This is a genomic window from Candidatus Krumholzibacteriota bacterium (assembly GCA_034520215.1).
GTDB lineage: Bacteria > Krumholzibacteriota > Krumholzibacteriia > Krumholzibacteriales > WJIX01 > JAGHBT01.
On the sequence record JAXHNR010000001.1, the window covers coordinates 415,010 to 434,909 of the forward strand.

The following is a 19,900-nucleotide window of genomic DNA, read 5'->3' on the forward strand; positions in this document are numbered from 1 at the left end:
CACTATCGAACTTGTCCGCAGTGCTTTTTAATGTTATGTAATTTGCTCTCTTTAATGAACTTAGCGAGGGAGGACTGCTGTGAAAGGCAACGTCTTAATAATCGATGATGAAGCAGAGATAAGAAGAAATCTTACCGTTGGTCTTACTCAGGAGGGGTTTAGCGCGGTTTCTTGCCCGGATGGGATTTCGGCAATCCACGAGCTTGAGAACTCCCGCGAGAAGGGGGTTAACTACGATTATCTGATAACAGACATATTTATGCCGGATATTGACGGATTGAAGATACTGAAAGTAATCAAGAAACAGTATCCCGACCTGCCAGTACTTGTCATCACCGGATATGGGGACGTAAGCTTGGAACTTGAGGCAATTTCAGAGCATAATACGGGGTATCTTGATAAGCCGTTTGAAATATCAGAACTCGTTGAAGCTCTCAAAGAGCTGACGCCGGGATCCACCGTGTCAGACGGTAAAACGGCGGAATACGAACCTGTGATCAGGGAATCTGTAAGCGCGTATCTTACAATAAGAATAACCGATAAAGATAATAGTATGGACATTTATAAAAAACTGTATTACCTCGACGGTGTTCATCGCTGTGAAGCTGTGCGAGGAGATTTTGATATTATTATTCTGGCTCAGGCCGATTCGCAGGATGAAATCGACAAACTTTTTGACAGGATCGCAGATATGGATGGGCTTGAAGTTGTGTCAGTGGACAGGGTGGAAAGACCAAAGCTTGATCGGGATGTTAATGAATTTATAAGTATATATTCCGATCTTGTCAAAGAATCGGAAAATGTGACCTCGAGCAAGAATCCGGGGACGACAAGTTATGTGGTAGTTGATATTGAAAAGAGTTCTATACAGGAGATATTTACTACAGTCTTTTTCATAGATGAAGTTGTTTTCTGTGATGTAATTGAAGATGGCTCAAGGCTTGTCGGGATGATCACGGGGCAGAGTTCTGTAGGCAAGACGCCTCGTATCGTTGAAAAACTCAATCAGATTGAGGGTGTCTTAAGGGTTCGTGAAGCTAAAGTAATCAAGATAATGGAGGAATAAACAGGATATTCACTGGTAGTATCACCTTTGCTCTTTTAAGTTAAGAAGCTGAGAGGTTTGCAAGATGAACGATGATTTCAGTTTTAACCTGTGGCGTTACGACGGCACTCCGGGTGAGCTTATTCCCCTTCTGCAATCCGCGCAGAATCACTTTGGTTATATACCGCGCCGCGCGATTAATTATATTTCAGCGGTAACAGGGATCCCCGAATCAGAAGTTTACGGTGTGATAACTTTTTACAGTCAGTTTCGTCTCAGGCCCATGGGTAAATATGTAATAAGGGCTTGCGACGGCACCGCCTGCCATGTTTCGGGCGCGGAAATGATTATTGAAACGATTCAGGATGAGTTGGGTGTGGAAGTCGGCGAAACCACAGAGGACGGGCTTTTCACTCTGAACACTGTTGCCTGTATAGGATGCTGTTCGCTCGCCCCGGTAATTATGATAAATGAAGATACCCACGGCAGTCTTACGCCGGCTTCAGTGCGTAAGATAATCCGCCGCTACCGGAGAAACGAAAAAGCTTCCAACGAGGATTTTGCCGCCCAGAAGTAGAATTTTAAAATGTTAGTCTAATTGAATTGGGCGGATGACAATTTATTCATGAGATTCCGGGAGTTCTTAAATGAAGAAAATTATAGTAGGAATGGCCACATGCGGTCTTTCAGCCGGTGCAAAGGAAATCTATGACAAATTCGCTGAAATCCTTTCGGGGAATAAGAAGAGTTTCAATCTGTCCCGGACGGGATGCATCGGGATGTGTTATCTCGAGCCCCTGGTTGAAGTTCGTGAATCTGAAAGCAGGGTCTTATACAGCAGGGTAACTCCCGAGATTGCCGAGCGAATATTCAGAGAGCATATCTTAGAAGGCCGTATTGTAGAGGAAAATGCCGCCTGCATAATAAATATCGACGGTGAGATAAGCGGCCCGGAAGCGGAGTTTCTCAAGCTTCAGAAGAGAATCGTGCTTAGAAACTGCGGTTACATTGATCCTGAGAGTATTGATGAATATGAGAGTGCTGACGGCTATAAGGGAGTCCGCAAAGCCCTTCTTGAAATGAACCCTGAAGATATTATAGGGGAGATAAAAGATTCGGGATTGAGAGGGCGCGGGGGAGCGGGATTTCCCACCGGTCTCAAATGGTCGTTCGCCGCCGGTAGTGAAGGGGACGTCAAGTACGTTGTCTGTAACGCGGATGAAGGCGACCCGGGCGCGTTTATGGACAGGTCGGTTCTTGAGGGAGATCCGCATTCTGTGATTGAAGGAATGATAATATGCGCCAGGGCAATTGGAGCTTCCTCCGGGTTCATCTATTGCAGAGCTGAATATCCTCTCGCGATTCGCAGATTAAAGATAGCCATTGAAGCTGCCGGGGAAAAAGGATACCTGGGGAAAGATATCCTGGGTTCAGGATTTGACTTCGATATAGAAATAAAGCAGGGCGCGGGGGCGTTTGTCTGTGGAGAAGAAACTGCCCTGTTCGCCTCGATCGAGGGTAAGAGGGGAATGCCCAGGATAAGACCGCCGTTTCCGGCGCAGAAAGGTCTGTGGCGGAAACCTACCAACAATAATAATGTGGAGACGTATGCTAATGTTCCGTGGATAATTTTGAACGGATCTTCCGAATATGTCGGTTACGGGACTGAAAAAAGCAGGGGAACAAAGGTTTTTGCCCTGGCTGGAAGAGTAAAACGGGGAGGACTGGCAGAGGTTGAGATGGGTACTACAATTGAAGATCTGGTTTTTAATATAGGAGGGGGGATAAAAGACGGCGGCAAGTTCAAAGCTGTTCAGATGGGCGGTCCCTCCGGCGGATGTATACCGTCTGATCTTTCGGATACTCCCGTTGATTTTGAATCAATTCCCGCGACCGGCGCTATTATGGGTTCCGGCGGCATGGTAATTCTTGACGATTCCACGTGTATGGTGGAAATGGCAAGGTTCTTTTTGAATTTCACACAGGACGAATCATGCGGTAAATGCACTTTCTGCAGAATTGGAACTCTCAGGTTGCTCGAGACACTCAAGAGGATTACTAACGGTGAAGGGGAAACGGATGACGTGGAAAAACTTCAACTATGGGGCGAAAGGATAAAACAGTCCAGTTTGTGCGGGCTCGGACAGACGGCGCCTAACCCTGTGCTTACGACAATAAGGTACTACCGTGATGAATATGATGCTCATATAAACGATAAGAAGTGTCCCGCGGGCAGCTGTAATCCTCTCGTTGATTTTAAGATTGATCCTGAAAAATGTACCGGGTGCACGCTTTGCGCTAAAAACTGTCCCGTAGACGCCATCAGCGGTAATCCGAAGGAAAATCATGTTATAGATAATTCGATCTGCGTAAAATGCGGCAAGTGTATTACAAGCTGTCAATTTGGTGCTGTTTACAAGAGTTGAGGAACGGATAAATGAAAAAAATCAAACTGAAGATCAACGGAAAAGAAGTAGAGGCTGATTCAGGCGAAACTATACTGGAAGTAATAAGGAAAAACGACCTTGATGATATTCCGACCATTTGTCATTCACCTGAACTTGAACCTGATCCTTCCTGTTTTGTGTGTGTCGTAGAAGTTAAGGGGAAGAATAATCTCGTGCCTTCCTGTTCTACAGTTGTGGCAGCCGGGATGGAAATTGAAACCCGCAATGAACGCGTAATGGCTGCGAGGAAAATGGCTCTGGAACTCCTTCTTTCAAACCATTACGCGGATTGTGTCTCTCCCTGCAGTGAGAATTGCCCCGCGGAAGTCGATGTGCAGGGTTACATTGCTCTCTCCGCTATGGGCGAGTATAAACGGGCTGTTGATCTAATCAGGGAAACCAACCCTTTGCCTGCTGTCTGCGGAAGGGTTTGTGTGCGCAAGTGTGAATTGGCGTGCCGCCGCGGTGATGTCGATGAGGAGGTCGCGATAAATAATATCAAGCGGTTTCTGACTGATATACCGGGGATATACGACAAGGACCCCGAGAGAGAACCTTCCACCGGCAAATCCGTGGGGATAGTGGGTTCAGGCCCTGCGGGATTAACAGCAGCCTGGTTTTTAGGTAGAAAGGGACACAAACCCGTGATTTATGAGTCACAACCTCGTTCCGGCGGTATGGTCCGGTACGGAATCCCCGAATACCGCCTGCCTGATTCGGTTCTTGATGCTGAAGTGGATTACATTTGCAGAGCCGGCGCGGAGATCAAATATAACACAAAAATAGGAGAGGATATTACCCTGGATGAATTAATCCAGGCGCATGATTCAGTCTTTATCGGAGCCGGAGCCCAGGTTGGCAAACCTATGAGAGTTGAAGGTGAGGATGATACTGAAGGAGTAATAAGAGGAGCTGAATTTTTAAGAGATAAAGCCGATAACCCTGATCCCATAGAGGGTACTGTAGTTGTGGTCGGCGGAGGTAATACGGCAATGGACGTTGCCAGAACCTCGTGGAGGCTCGGCGCTGAGAAAGTGATTATTCTCTATCGCAGGACGAGAGCTGAAATGCCGGCGGACGATTTGGAGATCCACGATTGTCTTGAAGAGGGGATTGAATTGATGGAGCTTGCCTCACCCGTAGGTATTGTAAAAGAGGACGGGAAAATAAGTGCCCTGCGGTGTATTAGGATGAAGCTGGGTGAACCTGATGATTCAGGACGAAGGCGCCCGATACCGCTCGAGGGATCACAGTTTGATCTTCCGTGCCAGCTTGCCGTTCCGGCTATTGGTCAGTCCTCAGAACTTGACGGGCTCGATGCAGTTGGAGGAGAAGAGGTCGAAACTACGAAGTGGAGTACATTCGTCATTGATAACAAGACGATGGAAACAAATATAGAAGGGCTTTTTGCCGGCGGAGACGCGGCAGATGACGGAGCTACTGTGGTAATAGACGCAATTGGCGACGGCAGGAAAGCTGCCGCCGCTATTCAAGCGTATCTGACGGGCGGAGACATCCCTTCCGAGGATTTTCGAGTGAGAAAGGAATTCTGGAGAAAGCCCGGCAAAACCGAATTGGGTGATATCTCTGAAAGTCCCAGACACGGACTACATACTATTGATGTGGATCAGCGAAGTGGTAATTTCAATGAAGTTGCCACCGGGTTTGATTATGAAGACAATACGCATGAATGTGATAGATGCCTTTCCTGCGGATGTTTAAGATATGATGATTGCGCGTTGAGACTCCACGCGCAGGAATATAATGCCGACCTCGAGGAATTCAAGGGATATGCCAGGAAACACAAGATTGATGACAGGCATCCTTACATAGAATACGATCCTAATAAATGTGTGCTTTGCGCGAGGTGTATCAGGACGTGCGAAAGGATTATTCCAACTGCCGCTCTTGGATTAACCGGCAGGGGATTTAAGACTGAAGTCAGACCCGCTATGAATGATCCTCTTTTAGAAACGAGCTGTGTCAGTTGCGGCAACTGTGTTGAATCATGCCCGACGGGGGCTTTGACAATCAAATATCCTTTTCCGGGGCGCGCCTCTTTATACACGGAAGATGTGGAATCCCACTGCGCCTTCTGCTCACTTGCCTGCCCTATTAGTGTAAACAAGATAAGCCAAGAGCGCTATTACATAACTTCACCGGGGGTTCCGGGAGATTATCTTTGCAGGTATGGAAGGTTTGGTTATGAGATTTTTGTTAAAAAGGAAAGGATAAAAAGCCCGAAACTAAGAAGAATGGACGCGGGGAATAAAGTTGGAATGGACGAAGCCAGGCGAGTGCTTGTTTCAGGCATGAAAGAAGCGGCCGGCAGGTTCGGGCCTGAAAGTGTAGGCGTATTTGTTTCGCCGGATCTTACGAATGAAGAATTGTTTCTTGCGGCTAAAATAGCCAGGGAAGGACTTGGAACTAACAACATTGGATCTCTCTCCCTTATGGGAGAAGAACAGAGGGCGGGTGAACTTGATGAAATATTCGGGTTTACCGGGTCAACCTCGGATAGTAAATGTATTGAAAAAGCAGACCTCGTTGTTTGCAATAATACATCACTTGAGTCCGATCATTTGATTTTAAGTTCAAAGATCATAAAAGCTGTTGGGGACGGAGCTAAATTGATTGTGAATAATTCAAGTCTTAATCCCACAGATCAGATGATTTCCGCTCTTGCTATGGATCCGATGAGAGGAAGGGCTACGATATTATGGATGGGGGTAATAAAGGCCCTTCAGGATAAAGGGTTATTTAAGCCTGATATGATTGAGGGCGTATTGGATTCAGATATTGTAATGAAAGGGGATGATTTTGATTTCGAGAAGGTTTCGAAGCTTACCGGTGTTGATCTGAGTGATATTATAGGTGCCGCCGATCTCATAGCTTCCGCCGGGCGAATAGTAATAATCCATTGCCCTGAAAGACCTCAGGATAGAGCCCCCGGCGATATGACGGCTCTTGCCGATTTGGTTCTTCTGCTTAGAAAAGCAGGAATCAGGTCCGATTTGCTGCTGCCCCGTTCAAGCGCCAACGGCGCGGGGATTGATATTATGGGCGCGGATCCTTCGTATGAGCCGGGCCGTAAACCCGTTCGCCGCGAGGTGGCCGGTGCTTCTAACAGAGAACAGTTTCGCGCTATGCTGGATGAAGGTAGAATAAAGGCCGCGTTTATTATAGGTGAAGATCCTCTGGCATGGAAGAAAACTGAACATTGGTTTAGAAATATTGAATTTATGGCCGCTATGGATTGGTCCCCCACAGAAACTACGAGATTGTCGGATGTAGTACTTCCCGGTTCAACATTTCTTGAGACCGCGGGATACAGATGTAACTTCGAAGGAAACTTAGTCGAGTATAAGGAAGCGGTTAAACCGCCCGCGGGCGCGTCGGGCAGAGAAATCCTGTATGATCTGGCTCGGGATTTCGGTTTGGATACGCAGGAGAATACAAGCGTGGAGATCAACAGTATAATCGAAAAGAACCTTGATGATGCGCTTGCTGCGTTTTGCTGGAATACCGGGCAGCCGCGGGATCTTCCGCCGCTAAGCAAGGTTGTAAAGATACAGACGGATCTAAGGCCCGCCCATATCCCGCAGCCGCTTACTCAATACGGAAAATATAAACAGGAAATTGTAAATGTAGGTACAGAGCACTATAAAGTCAGGTAACTCCCTTTTTGTTATTTGAGAGCCTGTTTTCATCGATCTGAATCAGAGGTGCATGAATGTTGAGGCTTGAGAGTTTTTATTCCTTCCTGGAAAATATTTTTGACTATCTTATCGTAACGAATGAAGATGGACTGATCCTTTACGCCGGGAGAAAAATCCTTGATGATTACGCGGGTGATGACAGGCATTTAAAGGACCGCAGACTGGATGAACTGCTTATCCCTTCTTCTCTGGAAAGTTTTCAAAAAGCAATAGAGCAGACCCGGGACGGCGGCAGGGGAATTGCTGTATTCTCGCCGCGCGGCAGGGAAGAATCCGCGATATCTTTGAAAACGGGATGTATGGAAAGTGAAGACGGGGCGGTGTTTTTTTTCTTTGGTAATAAATTGAGTTCTTTAAGCGAGGATCTGGATTGGCAAAAAGATGAAAGAATAAAAGAGCTTACATGTTTATACAATATTGCCAGGTTAATAGAAGTTACAAAGAGTATAGATGAATTCTTTGATAAATTGCCCGCTATACTGAGTGCCGGAATGATGTATCCGGAAGAAGTTGTTGTCTACGCTGTTTATGATAACCATGAATACGGAACCAAACCCCCTTCACGGAATTACTTCCACGTGGATCTTATGGTATGGAATGAACGAAAGGGAGAAATACGCGTAGGTTATGATGAAGACATAAAGATACTTACAGAAGAACAGAAGATGCTTGATGAAATAGCGAGGATGCTTAATGGAGCGCTGGAACGAAAAGAGCTGACTCATAGACTCGACAGAATGGAGAATGAGGAGGCCCAATACCGCGCCAGACTGAGAGAACTTAAAGATCAGGTAGCGAACAGGACCGATGAACTCGATGATCAGAAAAAGAAACTGTCAATCGTAAATTCATATCTGGAAAGGGTCAATAAGGGTTGGGATAAAGCCAAAACCCAGCTTGAGACTATTTTCAAAGCAATTCCGGACGAAGTTGTGCTCTTAGATACAAACCGTAAAGTGATAATGTCAAACAGAGATGATATAGAGCCCGGCGATTATTGTTACTCAAGTTTTTTCGGAAAGGATAAGCCGTGTGAAAATTGCCGTCTTGCCATGATTCTGAAGGAGAAAACACCCGTTACACTGACTATAAAGGATGATGACAGATATCTTCAGGTACACGCCCTGCCGGTTTATAACGATGACCATGAAGTGGACGGTATCCTGGAATTCTATAGAGATGTTACTCTTGAAAAGACCTATGATCAGCAGTTACAACAAGCTGACAAGTTAGCTTCTATCGGGGAATTAGTAAGCGGTATCGGACATGAAATAAATAATCCTAATCAATTCATTCGCGGTAATATAAAGATTGTTAAACAGTCTTTCGAAGATATGCTTCCTTTAATAGACGAATATTACAAGAAAAATCCTGATCTTAAAATCGCGAGGTTAAACTATGATTTCTTCAGAGAGCATATCATGGTTCTCGTAAATGATATGGCTCATGGTTCGGAACGGATTAAGAGTATTGTTGAGGGGCTTAGAGCTTTTACAAAAAAAGATGAGGGTCTGCTTGTGGATACAGTCGAGATAAACGCGCTAATCGAAGCAACAACGAGGCTTGTCCGCAAGGAAGTACATAAAAAAGCTGAAATAAAACTCGAGCTTGGAAACGATCTTCCTACATTCAAAGGGAACGCCCAAAAGATAGAACAGGTATTGGTCAACCTGATTGTCAACGCCAGTCAGTCCATACCTGATGATACAAAAGGGAGGATTTTAGTCAGGACTACGAAAACTGATTCAAATCTTGTTGTCCAGATAATTGATAATGGATGTGGTATGAATGAAAAAACGATGAAACAGATTTTCGATCCGTTCTTCACAACAAAACGTGCTAAAGGGGGAACCGGCTTGGGATTAGCCATTGTTTACCGAATAATTGAAGAGCATGGGGGCAAGATTACCGTAAACAGCAAGCCGGGTGTCGGCACAACATTCACTATCAAGATTCCTGCCGGTTCTCCCGGGGATACCATTAAGGAGAAAGATTAATGAAACAGATTTTTATTGTGGATGATGATGTTGCCGTAACAAACTATTTCAAGGTGATGCTGGCTCAAACCGGAATCTACGAAACTACGGTTGAAAATGATTCAAGAAATGTAATTGACCTCTTAACTAAGGAATCTTTTGACTTGATTCTTCTCGATATGGATATGCCGAATGTAAGCGGTATGGACATTTTAAAGGAAATGAAGGAAATGTGTATCAATGTCCCCGTGATAGTTCTCACTGGAGTGAATGATGTTGACCTCGCTGTAAAATCAATGAAGGTAGGGGTTTTTGATTATTTAATCAAACCGGTTGATGATGATAAGCTGCTGGAAATAATAAATGACGCGCTTGAGCATAGTGACTTGGATATGAGTATTAAACAACTCCCGCGCGAGTTAAGCCGCCAGGGACTTGTTAACCGGGACGCTTTTGACTATTTAGTAACAAGCGATCCGGAGATGATTAGGTTGTTTCACCAGGCTGAAAAACTCGCGGACAGTGATCTGACACTTTTTATCTGGGGTGAAAGCGGAACCGGCAAGGAAACTCTTGCTAGAGCTATTCACAAAGCGTCTCCGCGTAGAAACAAACCCTTTGTCGCTGTTGAAGCGAATAGTTTCACGCAGGAGCAATTCCCCGCTTTTTTCTTTGGGCAAGCGCGAAGCTGGAGTAAGACAAGAGAGGAAAAGACAGGTTTTCTCGAAGAAGCTGACGGGGGTACGCTCTTTCTCAACCACATCGAATATCTTGATTTTCCGATGCAGGCGAGGCTGAAGCGGGTTATTCAGAGGAATGAATATTACCTCGAGAGTTCAGCGAGGATTCGGCGTTCGGATGTTAGAATAATTGTATCCTCCACGAAAGATCTTCTTGCTCCGGAGAAAGAAAGCTCTTTCAGCAGAGATCTTATATATCATTTGATGGTTACATCTATTCGAATCCCTCCCCTTCGGGAAAGGGTAGATGATATAATGCTTCTGGCATCGCATTTTCTGAGTGAAGAAACAAGTGAGACGGGAAAGGATATCAAGGGGTTTTCGGATGAAAGTGTTGAGCTTCTGAAAAATTACAGTTATCCGAACAATGTTCAGGAGTTAATTACTATTGTCGCGAGCGCTGTCGCTAAAGAGGGAAAAGATATAATAACTGCCGAATCACTTCCGTCTATTTTAAGTGAAGAAAAGAAGATTGCTGAATTAAAAGGGAAAGATGAATTTAAAATCAGAAAGCTCGATGATGTGATCGTCGAAGAGGTTAAAAAAACCCTTGATTATTTCGGCGGAGATAAGAAAAAATCAGCTGAAAAGCTGGGGATAACAGTGAAAAAAATAAACCAGATAATCAAGAAAATTTATTAATGCTTATTTATTTACGATTATAAAATGATTTTTTCTTCGGCTCAGTTAGTATATCAACAAATAAATTAACCGGTTGTATTAGTAATCCGGCAGTTTCAAATTTACAAATAGCTTGAATATATATCTTTTTCTATGGTATAAGTATTTATTGCTTTTTTATTTATAACCATCGTTGTTTTTATAATTCATTGTGAGCGTCATTTCCATTTTGTTCAGACTATTGAAAGGACTGATAAAGAAATTATGAATGAGATAATAGAAAAGGAATTTATTACTTCGGATCTTTTCAGGATGAAAGTTAAAGCTCCTGAGATTGCCCGCAAACGCGAAGCGGGGCAGTTCATTATACTGATTGTGGATGAAAATGGCGAGAGGATTCCTCTTACTATAGCTGACGCTGATCCTGAGGCGGGATGGATAGCTTTAGTCGCTCAGATTGTGGGAAAGACTACCAAAGCCCTATCTCAACTTGAAGCGGGGGATTCTATAAAGGATTTAGCCGGTCCTCTTGGAAACCCTACCGAAGTAGAAAAGTATGGGACAGTAGTTGTAATCGGCGGCGGAGTTGGAATAGCCCCCGCTCATCCCATAGCACAAGCTATGAAGAAAGCCGGCAATACAGTTATATCAATCCTCGGCGGTAGGACTAAAGACCTGGTTATTATGGAAGAAGAGATGAAAGCCGCCAGTGACAAGGTTATCGTAACAACCGATGATGGTTCTTACGGGAAGAAGGGTTTTGTCACAGACGCGCTGCAGAAGTTAATCGACGACGGGGTTTCTATTGATCTCGTTGTCGCGGTAGGTCCTCCGATTATGATGAAATTCGTCAGTAAAATGACAAAGGAATATGAAATAAAAACTATAGTAAGTTTGAATACTATCATGGTTGATGGAACAGGAATGTGCGGGTGTTGCCGTGTTTCCGTGGGTGGCGAGACAAAGTTTGTTTGTGTCGACGGCCCAGAGTTTGACGGTCACAAGGTTGATTTTGAGGAAATGATGCATCGCATACAAATGTACAGTCACCAGGAAAAAGAGGCGATGGACAAGTTCCTTTCTAAATAATAAGGAGGTTATGGCCAAGAAGGCCCAAGTAAATTATGACTGACAAGAATTTAAGTCCGAAAGAAAGGTTAAAGATCCCTCCGCAGGAAATGCCGGAGCAGGAGCCTGCCGATCGCATAAATAATGTTGATGAAGTTCCGTTTGGTTATACTAAAGAGCTTGCCGTGAAGGAAGCTTCCAGATGTCTTCAGTGCAAGAATAAGCCCTGCATCAAGGGGTGTCCCGTCGAGATTGATATTCCCGAGTTTATTAATGCCATAGCTGAGGGAAATTTCAACGAATCTGTACGAATTATTAAAGAGACTAATATCCTTCCGGCTATATGCGGACGTGTCTGCCCGCAGGAAGAACAGTGTCAGCGGTTTTGTGTTGTGGGAAAGAGTCACAAATCGGTTGAGAAGGCGGTTCAGATTGGCAAACTCGAGAGGTTTGCTGCTGATTGGGAAATGGAAAACGGGGAATCTGAAAAACCGGAGGTTAAAGGGTCTACAGGCAAGAGAGTGGCCGTGATCGGTTCAGGTCCCGCCGGGCTTACCGTTGCCGCTGATGTAAGAAGAGAGGGGCATGATGTTACAGTGTTTGAGGCTCTTCATAAACCGGGAGGTGTTCTGATATATGGCATTCCCGAGTTCCGGCTGCCGAAAAGCATTGTAATGAAGGAAGTTGATAATCTCAAAAAGATGGGAGTTGAAATACTCTACAACAGCGTTATAGGGAAAATATACAGTATCGATGAACTTCTTGATAAGGGATATGACGCTGTTTTTGTCGGGACGGGAGCGGGATTGCCCAATTTTCTTAATCTTCCCGGAGAGAATCTCAATGGTGTCTATTCCGCCAATGAGTATCTTACGCGCGCCAATCTGATGAAGGCCTACTCATTTCCGGAAACAGACACCCCGATTGCCCGATCTAAGAATGTTGCTGTCTTTGGTGGAGGAAATGTGGCAATGGATTCTGCCAGAACTGCTCTCAGGCTTGGCGCCGAAAATGTGTATCTTGTATATAGAAGATCGCGTAAAGAAATGCCGGCCAGAGTCGAAGAGGTCGAACACGCGGACGCGGAGGGAGTACAGTTTCTTCTACTTCAGAATCCAGTAGGATTGCTTGGCGATGAGGACGGCTGGGTAAAGCAGGCCGAATGCATAAAAATGGAGCTTGGTGAGCCGGATGATTCGGGGAGGAGACGACCTATTCCAATCAAAGGAAGCGAGTTCAGGATAGATATCGATACCTGCATTATTGCCATAGGAAATTCATCTAATCCCCTGATTCCCGATACATCCCCGGATATTGAGACTAACAGATGGGGGAATATTATCGCGGATGAGGAAACAATGAAAACGAGCAAAAAGAGTGTTTTTGCCGGTGGGGACATTGTGCTCGGAGCGGCCACAGTGATTCTGGCTATGGGGCAGGGACGAAAGGCCGCTGAATCAATAAACAAATACCTTGAAAGCGGTCAGTGGTAACGCGCCTGTATCTTTGAAATCAGAGAAATAACCATCGAGAAGGGTTTTGGCTGTTTTCTGACGAGTGTCCTCAGGTGGTTAATACGGGTTTTTCCCCGTCCTGCTCTGTTTTGATCTTTTTCTTGCCGGTTTTAAGTTTTTCAAGTATGTCTATGCAGGGGCATCTAGAAAGTAATTTATGGAAGAGCTGTGTCCTGCTGACCACATCGTATTTCTTGTAAACATTGAACAGGTGGTTTTTTACGGTTTTCTCTGTTATCTTGAGTATTCGAGCGATCTCCCTGTTCTTGTGGCCCATAAGCAGTTCATACAGAACCTCTCTCTCCCTTCCTGAAAGTTCTATATGAAGTTCGTTCTTCTTTTTATTATTTATATCATCCTGATTAGTATTTCTTTTTTTTGCTGCTTCGCCGGACATGCTCTTGATTTGATCCGGCAATTTGCTCATCTCAGAGACGGTTTCTATAGAGTATGAGCAATTTGATTTTAAGATTCTCAGGATATCTTCTCTGGTTCTGTTTTCTTTGATTACAATAAGTTCAGTGTGTGGAGAAAGTTTATTTAAGAGTTGAAAGAAATTCTCAATATTTTCTATTTCTGTAATTGTGAGAATTGTAGTTGTTTTAACAGATTCCTTCGAATTATCATTCATGCTTCGCGGACCCCGCAATCGTTTGACTCATAAAACAGCACCAACCTCACATAAAAATATTAACTCTTCCCCGAAATGAGCCAAACCTACCCCTCTTACAAGGGATTAATCAGCAATATTTATACCGTATATACTGATAAAAGCGCAACTTATTTTATTGCTTGTTGTTACGGTTATATGATGGGCATAATAGCTTCCAGCTGATTTGGTTTTAAAATGGTAAGAGGTAAATAAGTCTTTACGCAATCTTACAAAATATATTCTATCATGATGTGGTATAATCAAATAGCCGATTGTCATTATATGTTTACAGGTGTAATCGGACCTTTATACTCCGCTATCTCTTCGGCAGTCTTTCCTTTCTTTAGATTCTCAGATGTTATCTTGGATATTATTTCAGTGATTTCCGGTTTTTTTTTAGGAATAAATTTGTGTGGAGTCTTAAATAAATGAAGAATCTCCCTCTTAGATAATGAATCGGCACGCTCAAATCTTGACAGTATACAAAATAGGGAGTATGTTGTTTAAAAAATATAGTAGTGTTAAGTTTAATCAGGCAATATACGATTAATGCCGCTGATATTTAAATAACTTGTATAGGATGCAGCACGGAAATATATATAAATTATTCAACAGAGCTCTATTATTTTGAATGTGAGAGGAGGAAGAAGGGGCGTCATTTCCTTCGTAGTTTATGGCAAATCAAAAAGTTATTAAAACCGGACTTACATTTGATGATGTTCTTCTTGTTCCAGCGAAATCAAAGGTGCACCCGAGAAATGTCAAAATCAACACCAGACTTACAAAAAAAATAAAGATGAACCTTCCGATTATTTCAGCTGCTATGGATACCGTCACAGAAGCTGAGTTGGCTATAGCCCTTGCCAGAGAAGGCGGTATTGGTATCATACATAAGAATTTTTCTATATTCGAGCAGGCCGAAGAAGTTGACAGAGTTAAGAGAAGTGAAAGCGGTATGATTACTAATCCTGTTACTTTTTATCCGGACCAGCTTGTAAAGGAAGCAATAGAAGTAATGAAGAAATACGACATTTCAGGCTTGCCTATAACCAAAGATGATTTACTGGTAGGTATCTTGACTAACCGCGACTTGAGATTTATTCAAAGAGAAGATATCAAGGTAAGTGAAGTAATGACATCTGAAAATCTGATTACCGCCTCTGAGGGGATTGGTATCAAGAAGGCTATGAGGATACTCCATGAGAATAGAATTGAAAAGCTTCCGGTGGTTGACGGGAAGGGCAGGTTAAAAGGACTTATTACGGTAAAGGATATTCAGAAGAAGATCGATTATCCCAACGCGTGCAAGGATAAAAACGGAAGATTGCGTGTCGGCGCTGCTGTGGGGGTAGGAAGGGATAGCTTAAAAAGGGTGGAGGCGTTGGTAGATGTAAATGTTGATTTAATTGTCGTTGATACCGCCCACGCTCATTCCAAAGGTGTACTGGACAAGCTGAATAAGATTAGAAGAAAATTCCCGAAGCTCGAGATAATCGCGGGGAATATTGCCACGGCTTCAGCGGCAAGAGCCCTGGTGAAACTGGGTGTTGACGCTATAAAGGTTGGTATCGGTCCCGGAGCAATTTGTACCACGCGTGTTGTCGCTGGGATAGGGGTTCCTCAGGTTACAGCTATAATGGATTGCGCTCCTGTTGCTCGTAAAGCCGGAATACCTCTAATAGCCGATGGCGGGATAAAATATTCAGGGGATATAGTCAAGGCGATTGCCGCTGGAGCTGATTGTGTTATGGTTGGCAGTATTTTTGCGGGAACTGAAGAGAGCCCGGGCGAGCTGGTCTATCAGCATGGAAAGAGTTTTAAAACTTACCGCGGAATGGGATCAATTGGCGCTATGAAAGATGGAAGCCGTGATAGATATTTTCAGGATGATGTAATGGATGAAACCAAACTCGTGGCGGAAGGTGTTGAGGGTAGAGTTTCCTACAAGGGCAGTCTTTCGGCTAATGTCGTACAGATTATAGGAGGGCTTAGAAGCGGTATGGGGTATTGCGGGGCAAATACAATCAACGCGTTGAAAAAGAAAGCGCGTTTTATTCAGATTACCCAGGCAGGATTGCTTGAGAGTCATCCTCACAATGTTTTTATCACCAAGGAAGCTCCAAATTACAGAAGAAGTTGATCCTAAAATGGATGAAAATTTAACCAACTTGGAAGGAAGCAGTAAAAATCTTGAAAATCTACAGTCTTCCGCCGGGCATTTGGGTATTGACATCTTCTCATCTACTATCGTGGATGAAAAAATAAGAAGTGGGTTTCATAAGTCGATAAAGGAAGTATCTCTTCAACTCGACTATGCTGTCGTAATTGGGATCTGCCTGTCAGCATCTATTCTTGAAACGGTTAAGGTTGCCCCAACATGGACCTATTACTATCACTATAGAATTGTTAACTTTGCTCTAGACCAGGCGGCATTATTTATATCGGGAGAATGCGGAAGGATGGGATACAGCGCGCTTCCGATACCTGCTTCACAAATAATGGATTGGAACAGGTTATCCGGGCATCTTTCACACAGGGAATTGGGAGCTTCAGCTGGATTGGGATGGTGGGGGAGGAATAATTTGCTTGTCAATCCCGAGCATGGAGCCCATATTCGTTTAGCGACTGTTTTGACAAACATGCCGCTTCCGGATTCGGGAGAGGATGGAGAAATGCCGGGTTGCGGTGATTGCTGCAAATGTATAGATGTATGCCCGGTCGGAGCTATACATAAAAAGCCGGAGGACTTTAATCTGGATAAATGTACGGCTCAGCTTAGAAGATTTTCAAAAAGCGAGAAATTAAATACAATGATTTGTGGTTTATGCGTTAAAGTATGTGATGGTACTTTTTAAATATAGTAAGGGAAAAGACTAATAATATGAAGGTTATTGAGAAAGTAACTTATTCAATTTGGGAACTGAAAGAAGAACTCAGGAGAAATCCTGATAATCATGACGCTGGAGCAGAACTGCTGAAGTATTTTCTCAAAAGCAGGGTATATATAGAAAGAAAAAACAATGTTCCGGAGGAAAAGAGAAGTTTCCTGCTTTTTCAGGATAGCAAAGCACCTGCCTGTATGCTTATACACGGCGCGGGGGGCACTCCGGCCGAAATGAGGGGGTTGGGAGACTATCTTTATGGTTTAGGTTTTACTGTTTATGCAATAAGATTACCTCTCGAGATAGATGAAAGTAATAGAGGGTTCAGAGATTATATGGCAAGGATATTCAACCGTCAAAGCGATCATAAAGCTACTAAAAGGAGAGCCACAAACAGAAACACATGGAGCGCGTGTCTTTCCGAATCTGAAATTGTCCTCGATACTCTGCTCGACTATTCGGCTGACACCTCTGTTATAGGATTCAGCTTCGGAGGATTGATTGCTCTGAACCTGATGGTAAATTTCGATATCCAGAAAACTGTTTTAATTTCTCCCGCTCTCTTTCCAAGAGATCACGGGAATTTCTTTTTTCCTTTACTGCTGAAGTGTGCGCCCGGATTAGCCAGAAGGATTGATCCAGTCAAGTACACTATGGCTGAATTTATTCAACGCACCAGAGCACGGATTAAAAAAATAGATCAGTCTTTTCTTACGATACAATCAATAGACGATCCTGTAGTTTCTTTGAAGGGGTATGCTTTCTTGAAACGCCGTTCAAAGAACAGAAAATCAGAGTTTGTTCTGATGGATAAAGGCGGACATGTTGTCGTCAATGGAGATAAGGCGGGTGAAGTATTTAAGCTGGCTGGCAAATTCCTAAAAAGAACTTAACCTGTTATGATATTTTGAAACTGAAAGAAGGGTCAATGGCGGCTATTTTACCGACCAGCCTGATCAGGGTTTTTTTTTGATCAGTTGTTTTCTTCTTTAGATATTCAGAATACGCATCCAGGAATTTATTGTGAAGTTCTGCGAGTTCTTCTTTCCTGTTTATTGTTAATACAGATTGTTCAAAATGATACATTTCGCCCGGCGTTATCTTTTTGAAAAGGTTAAAATATTTCGTTTTCATCAGAGAAAGAACCGTAATATAATTCTCGAGTCCCCTTGATAATTTTCCAAGAATATCTACCATCGCGGACTTTCTCGAGGAAGTTTTGTTCAGATAGGATTGAGCCAGTTCATAGTACACTTTGCATCTACTGATATAACCTTCTGAGGAAAGATTCATATGAGGATTTGAATTAGGTCTCATCCTTTTTGGATTATCAAAGATCCCGATGGAAATAAGAAGAAAATCGGCGTTAGTTCTGTAAGCCAGATATTTTTCACGATGGTTGGGCAGCCTCTCAACAAACTCCTTCAGCGCGAAATCGTATGGGATAATATATTTCCCGGCCCTTTTGTGGTGTTGCGGATTTGAGATGGATGTGAGCAAATTTGCAATATAGATATTTACATCTTCATCCGGAAAGTACTTATTTGTGTGGAAATTGTTCTCAACCCTGCTGTAAAGAAAATTGTTCATCATGAAGAAATCCGCCCGCTGCTGTTTCGTTGATCTTCTATTATGTTCTATCTTCGTGTAATTTGTGGCTGTGGTAATCATGCTTGCTCCATACTCCAGCTTTAGGTTTATTTCTGTCTAAGAATAAAATTCGCAAGCATTATGCCATTTTTAATAATCTATTGAGAAAGAAAGCGGGAACCCGGCCCGGATTCGATTGAGATTCTGCTAACTTTAAGCGTATAAGATGTTTAAATATATTTCGAATCGGCATGAGTGGTTATGGTTATATTTTTCTCTTTTCATTAATTTTTTACATTCCTTTGTATATCCGGCTATTGGTATTTCAAAACCCTCTCGGAAGACGAGCGGGCATGGTTTTCCCATTTCCTCCAAGGAAATGGGAAAGAGCGAGTCTGAGAGCGGGAGACGCTATTTCCTCGCAGGGGAAATAGACGGCGTTTTTGACAATACCAATAGCCGGATAGAAACTAAATGTCAATTCCACTTATCATTATGAATAATTACTTGATAGTTATGCCGTCACTAAAATATTGCCCTGATTTTTGGGGAATGTCATGAAAAGAAATACTTGAACTAACAATTGAGGTCTGTTACTATCTCTGGTTACTACTAACTTGCAGGGTCATTGTAAATTTAACATAATTGTCAGTTTAAGTAACATTTATAACGAGTAGATATCCGGAATTTGAAAAGGAGTATATTGATGAGAGTTGGATTCTTGCAGATGCGCTGTAAGTTCGGCGATGTTAAAAAGAATGTAGGGAGGGCTGTTAATCTGCTTGGTAAAGTTGATAACGCTACCATAGTGCTCCCGGAGTTGTTCAATACAGGTTATTTATTTAAGAATAAGAAAGAACTCATCTCGCTTGCCGAAACTGTACCGGGTGGATATACGACTAGCCAGATCAAAAAAATAACTAAAAAGAACAATCTTAATGTAGTCTTTGGTATCGCGCAAAAAGTCAAGAAAAAGGTGTATAATTCAGCGGTATTTGTTAATTCCGAGGGAAAGGTTGATTCATATCGTAAAGTTCATCTGTTTGACCGTGAAAAATTTCTTTTTGATCACGGAACATCACTGAAAGTCAAGTCAACAGATGAAGCTAAACTCGGCTTTATGATCTGTTTCGACTGGCTCTTTCCGGAAGCGGCGCGCACACTTACTTTAAAAGGAGCTCAAGTACTATGTCATCCCAGCAATCTGGTTTTACCTTACGGTCAGGATGCGATGATAACCAGATGTATAGAAAACAGGGTATTTGCCATAACGGCTAACAGGATAGGGGTTGAGCGCAGAGGACCGGTTCGTCTTGAGTTCACCGGAAAGAGCCAGATTGTCAGCCCTGACGGGGAAGTGCTTGTATCAGTAGGCAGCCGCAGTGAATCATTGAAGGTTATTGATATAGATATCAGTGAGGCCGATGATAAGAATATAAACGCGAATAATAATGTTATAGAAGATAGATTTTCTTCTTATTATTCCGTAATTACTGATAAATAGAATAACCTGGTTGTACTTTTAGGCTTTCTTCAGTTTTTTCTATAATTTTTTTCAGCTGCGGAATTGCGGCCGGGAACATTTCTCACATCTTAACTCAATTTCGCAAAACGCACTGCGCGTCAATGCAATACTTCCCTTCAAT

15 protein-coding genes are annotated in these 19,900 nt (G+C 43.2%); 12 read left to right on the forward strand and 3 right to left on the reverse strand.

Going from position 1 to position 19,900, the window contains the following annotated elements; translation table 11 throughout:
• Window positions 1-79: 79 nt before the first annotated feature.
• From U5O15_01705 to gltA, 8 genes are all read left to right on the forward strand, one after another.
• The gene (locus U5O15_01705) at window positions 80-1,066 is read left to right on the forward strand and encodes a response regulator (protein ID MDZ7859381.1); all 987 of its coding nucleotides are present in this window, start codon (window positions 80-82) and stop codon (window positions 1,064-1,066) included.
• A 64-nt stretch (window positions 1,067-1,130) separates the two neighbouring features.
• Window positions 1,131-1,622 carry an NADH-quinone oxidoreductase subunit NuoE gene (gene nuoE, locus U5O15_01710; GenBank protein ID MDZ7859382.1) on the forward strand — a complete coding sequence of 164 codons (492 nt, stop codon included), beginning with the start codon at window positions 1,131-1,133 and terminating at the stop codon, window positions 1,620-1,622.
• A gap of 70 nt (window positions 1,623-1,692) precedes the next feature.
• Window positions 1,693-3,471, forward strand: coding sequence for an NADH-quinone oxidoreductase subunit NuoF (locus U5O15_01715; GenBank protein MDZ7859383.1), 1,779 nt, complete (start codon window positions 1,693-1,695; stop codon window positions 3,469-3,471).
• An 11-nt stretch (window positions 3,472-3,482) separates the two neighbouring features.
• Window positions 3,483-7,169: an FAD-dependent oxidoreductase gene (locus tag U5O15_01720; protein MDZ7859384.1), complete on the forward strand. Its 3,687-nt coding sequence runs from the start codon at window positions 3,483-3,485 to the stop codon at window positions 7,167-7,169.
• Between the two features lie 56 nt (window positions 7,170-7,225).
• On the forward strand, window positions 7,226-9,208 hold the full coding sequence (locus U5O15_01725; GenBank protein ID MDZ7859385.1) for an ATP-binding protein: 1,983 nt from the start codon (window positions 7,226-7,228) through the stop codon (window positions 9,206-9,208).
• A complete protein-coding gene (locus tag U5O15_01730; GenBank protein ID MDZ7859386.1) occupies window positions 9,208-10,569 on the forward strand; it encodes a sigma-54 dependent transcriptional regulator in 1,362 nt (453 codons plus the stop codon). Before U5O15_01725 ends, U5O15_01730 begins: the two co-directional genes overlap by 1 nt.
• A gap of 243 nt (window positions 10,570-10,812) precedes the next feature.
• Window positions 10,813-11,637, forward strand: coding sequence for a sulfide/dihydroorotate dehydrogenase-like FAD/NAD-binding protein (locus tag U5O15_01735; protein ID MDZ7859387.1), 825 nt, complete (start codon window positions 10,813-10,815; stop codon window positions 11,635-11,637).
• Window positions 11,638-11,672: 35 nt separating this feature from the next.
• A complete protein-coding gene (gene gltA / locus U5O15_01740; protein MDZ7859388.1) occupies window positions 11,673-13,109 on the forward strand; it encodes an NADPH-dependent glutamate synthase in 1,437 nt (478 codons plus the stop codon).
• 70 nt (window positions 13,110-13,179) lie between these two features.
• On the opposite strand, the gene U5O15_01745 is transcribed toward gltA, so the two are convergent.
• Window positions 13,180-13,761, reverse strand: a complete 582-nt coding sequence (locus U5O15_01745) for a LuxR C-terminal-related transcriptional regulator (GenBank protein MDZ7859389.1) — start codon at window positions 13,759-13,761, stop codon at window positions 13,180-13,182.
• A 694-nt stretch (window positions 13,762-14,455) separates the two neighbouring features.
• On the opposite strand from U5O15_01745, the gene guaB reads away from it, so the two are divergent.
• From guaB to U5O15_01760, 3 genes are read left to right on the forward strand one after another with little or no spacing between them, the layout of a single operon-like run.
• Window positions 14,456-15,922, forward strand: coding sequence for an IMP dehydrogenase (gene guaB / locus U5O15_01750; GenBank protein MDZ7859390.1), 1,467 nt, complete (start codon window positions 14,456-14,458; stop codon window positions 15,920-15,922).
• 7 nt (window positions 15,923-15,929) lie between these two features.
• Window positions 15,930-16,637 carry a hypothetical protein gene (locus U5O15_01755; GenBank protein ID MDZ7859391.1) on the forward strand — a complete coding sequence of 236 codons (708 nt, stop codon included), beginning with the start codon at window positions 15,930-15,932 and terminating at the stop codon, window positions 16,635-16,637.
• Between the two features lie 26 nt (window positions 16,638-16,663).
• The gene (locus U5O15_01760) at window positions 16,664-17,557 is read left to right on the forward strand and encodes a hypothetical protein (GenBank protein MDZ7859392.1); all 894 of its coding nucleotides are present in this window, start codon (window positions 16,664-16,666) and stop codon (window positions 17,555-17,557) included.
• 4 nt (window positions 17,558-17,561) lie between these two features.
• Here the strand turns inward: U5O15_01760 and U5O15_01765 are convergent, their stop codons facing one another.
• Both U5O15_01765 and U5O15_01770 read right to left on the reverse strand, forming a co-directional pair.
• On the reverse strand, window positions 17,562-18,335 hold the full coding sequence (locus U5O15_01765) for a hypothetical protein (GenBank protein MDZ7859393.1): 774 nt from the start codon (window positions 18,333-18,335) through the stop codon (window positions 17,562-17,564).
• A gap of 244 nt (window positions 18,336-18,579) precedes the next feature.
• Complete coding sequence (locus U5O15_01770) at window positions 18,580-18,741, reverse strand: hypothetical protein (GenBank protein ID MDZ7859394.1); 162 nt, start codon at window positions 18,739-18,741, stop codon at window positions 18,580-18,582.
• 219 nt (window positions 18,742-18,960) lie between these two features.
• On the opposite strand from U5O15_01770, the gene U5O15_01775 reads away from it, so the two are divergent.
• Window positions 18,961-19,758, forward strand: coding sequence for a nitrilase-related carbon-nitrogen hydrolase (locus U5O15_01775; GenBank protein MDZ7859395.1), 798 nt, complete (start codon window positions 18,961-18,963; stop codon window positions 19,756-19,758).
• Window positions 19,759-19,900 lie beyond the last annotated feature (142 nt).

Excerpts from the sequence above, each read along its gene's own strand:
- U5O15_01730 (MDZ7859386.1), top strand. The coding sequence starts at position 9,208 with ATGAAACAGATTTTTATTGTGGATGATGATGTTGCCGTAACAAACTAT.
- U5O15_01755 (MDZ7859391.1), top strand. The coding sequence starts at position 15,930 with ATGGATGAAAATTTAACCAACTTGGAAGGAAGCAGTAAAAATCTTGAA.
- nuoE (MDZ7859382.1), top strand. The coding sequence starts at position 1,131 with ATGAACGATGATTTCAGTTTTAACCTGTGGCGTTACGACGGCACTCCG.
- gltA (MDZ7859388.1), top strand. The coding sequence starts at position 11,673 with ATGACTGACAAGAATTTAAGTCCGAAAGAAAGGTTAAAGATCCCTCCG.
- U5O15_01775 (MDZ7859395.1), top strand. The coding sequence starts at position 18,961 with ATGAGAGTTGGATTCTTGCAGATGCGCTGTAAGTTCGGCGATGTTAAA.
- U5O15_01765 (MDZ7859393.1), bottom strand. The coding sequence starts at position 18,335 with ATGATTACCACAGCCACAAATTACACGAAGATAGAACATAATAGAAGA.
- U5O15_01745 (MDZ7859389.1), bottom strand. The coding sequence starts at position 13,761 with ATGAATGATAATTCGAAGGAATCTGTTAAAACAACTACAATTCTCACA.
- U5O15_01720 (MDZ7859384.1), top strand. The coding sequence starts at position 3,483 with ATGAAAAAAATCAAACTGAAGATCAACGGAAAAGAAGTAGAGGCTGAT.
- U5O15_01715 (MDZ7859383.1), top strand. The coding sequence starts at position 1,693 with ATGAAGAAAATTATAGTAGGAATGGCCACATGCGGTCTTTCAGCCGGT.
- guaB (MDZ7859390.1), top strand. The coding sequence starts at position 14,456 with ATGGCAAATCAAAAAGTTATTAAAACCGGACTTACATTTGATGATGTT.
- U5O15_01760 (MDZ7859392.1), top strand. The coding sequence starts at position 16,664 with ATGAAGGTTATTGAGAAAGTAACTTATTCAATTTGGGAACTGAAAGAA.
- U5O15_01735 (MDZ7859387.1), top strand. The coding sequence starts at position 10,813 with ATGAATGAGATAATAGAAAAGGAATTTATTACTTCGGATCTTTTCAGG.
- U5O15_01725 (MDZ7859385.1), top strand. The coding sequence starts at position 7,226 with ATGTTGAGGCTTGAGAGTTTTTATTCCTTCCTGGAAAATATTTTTGAC.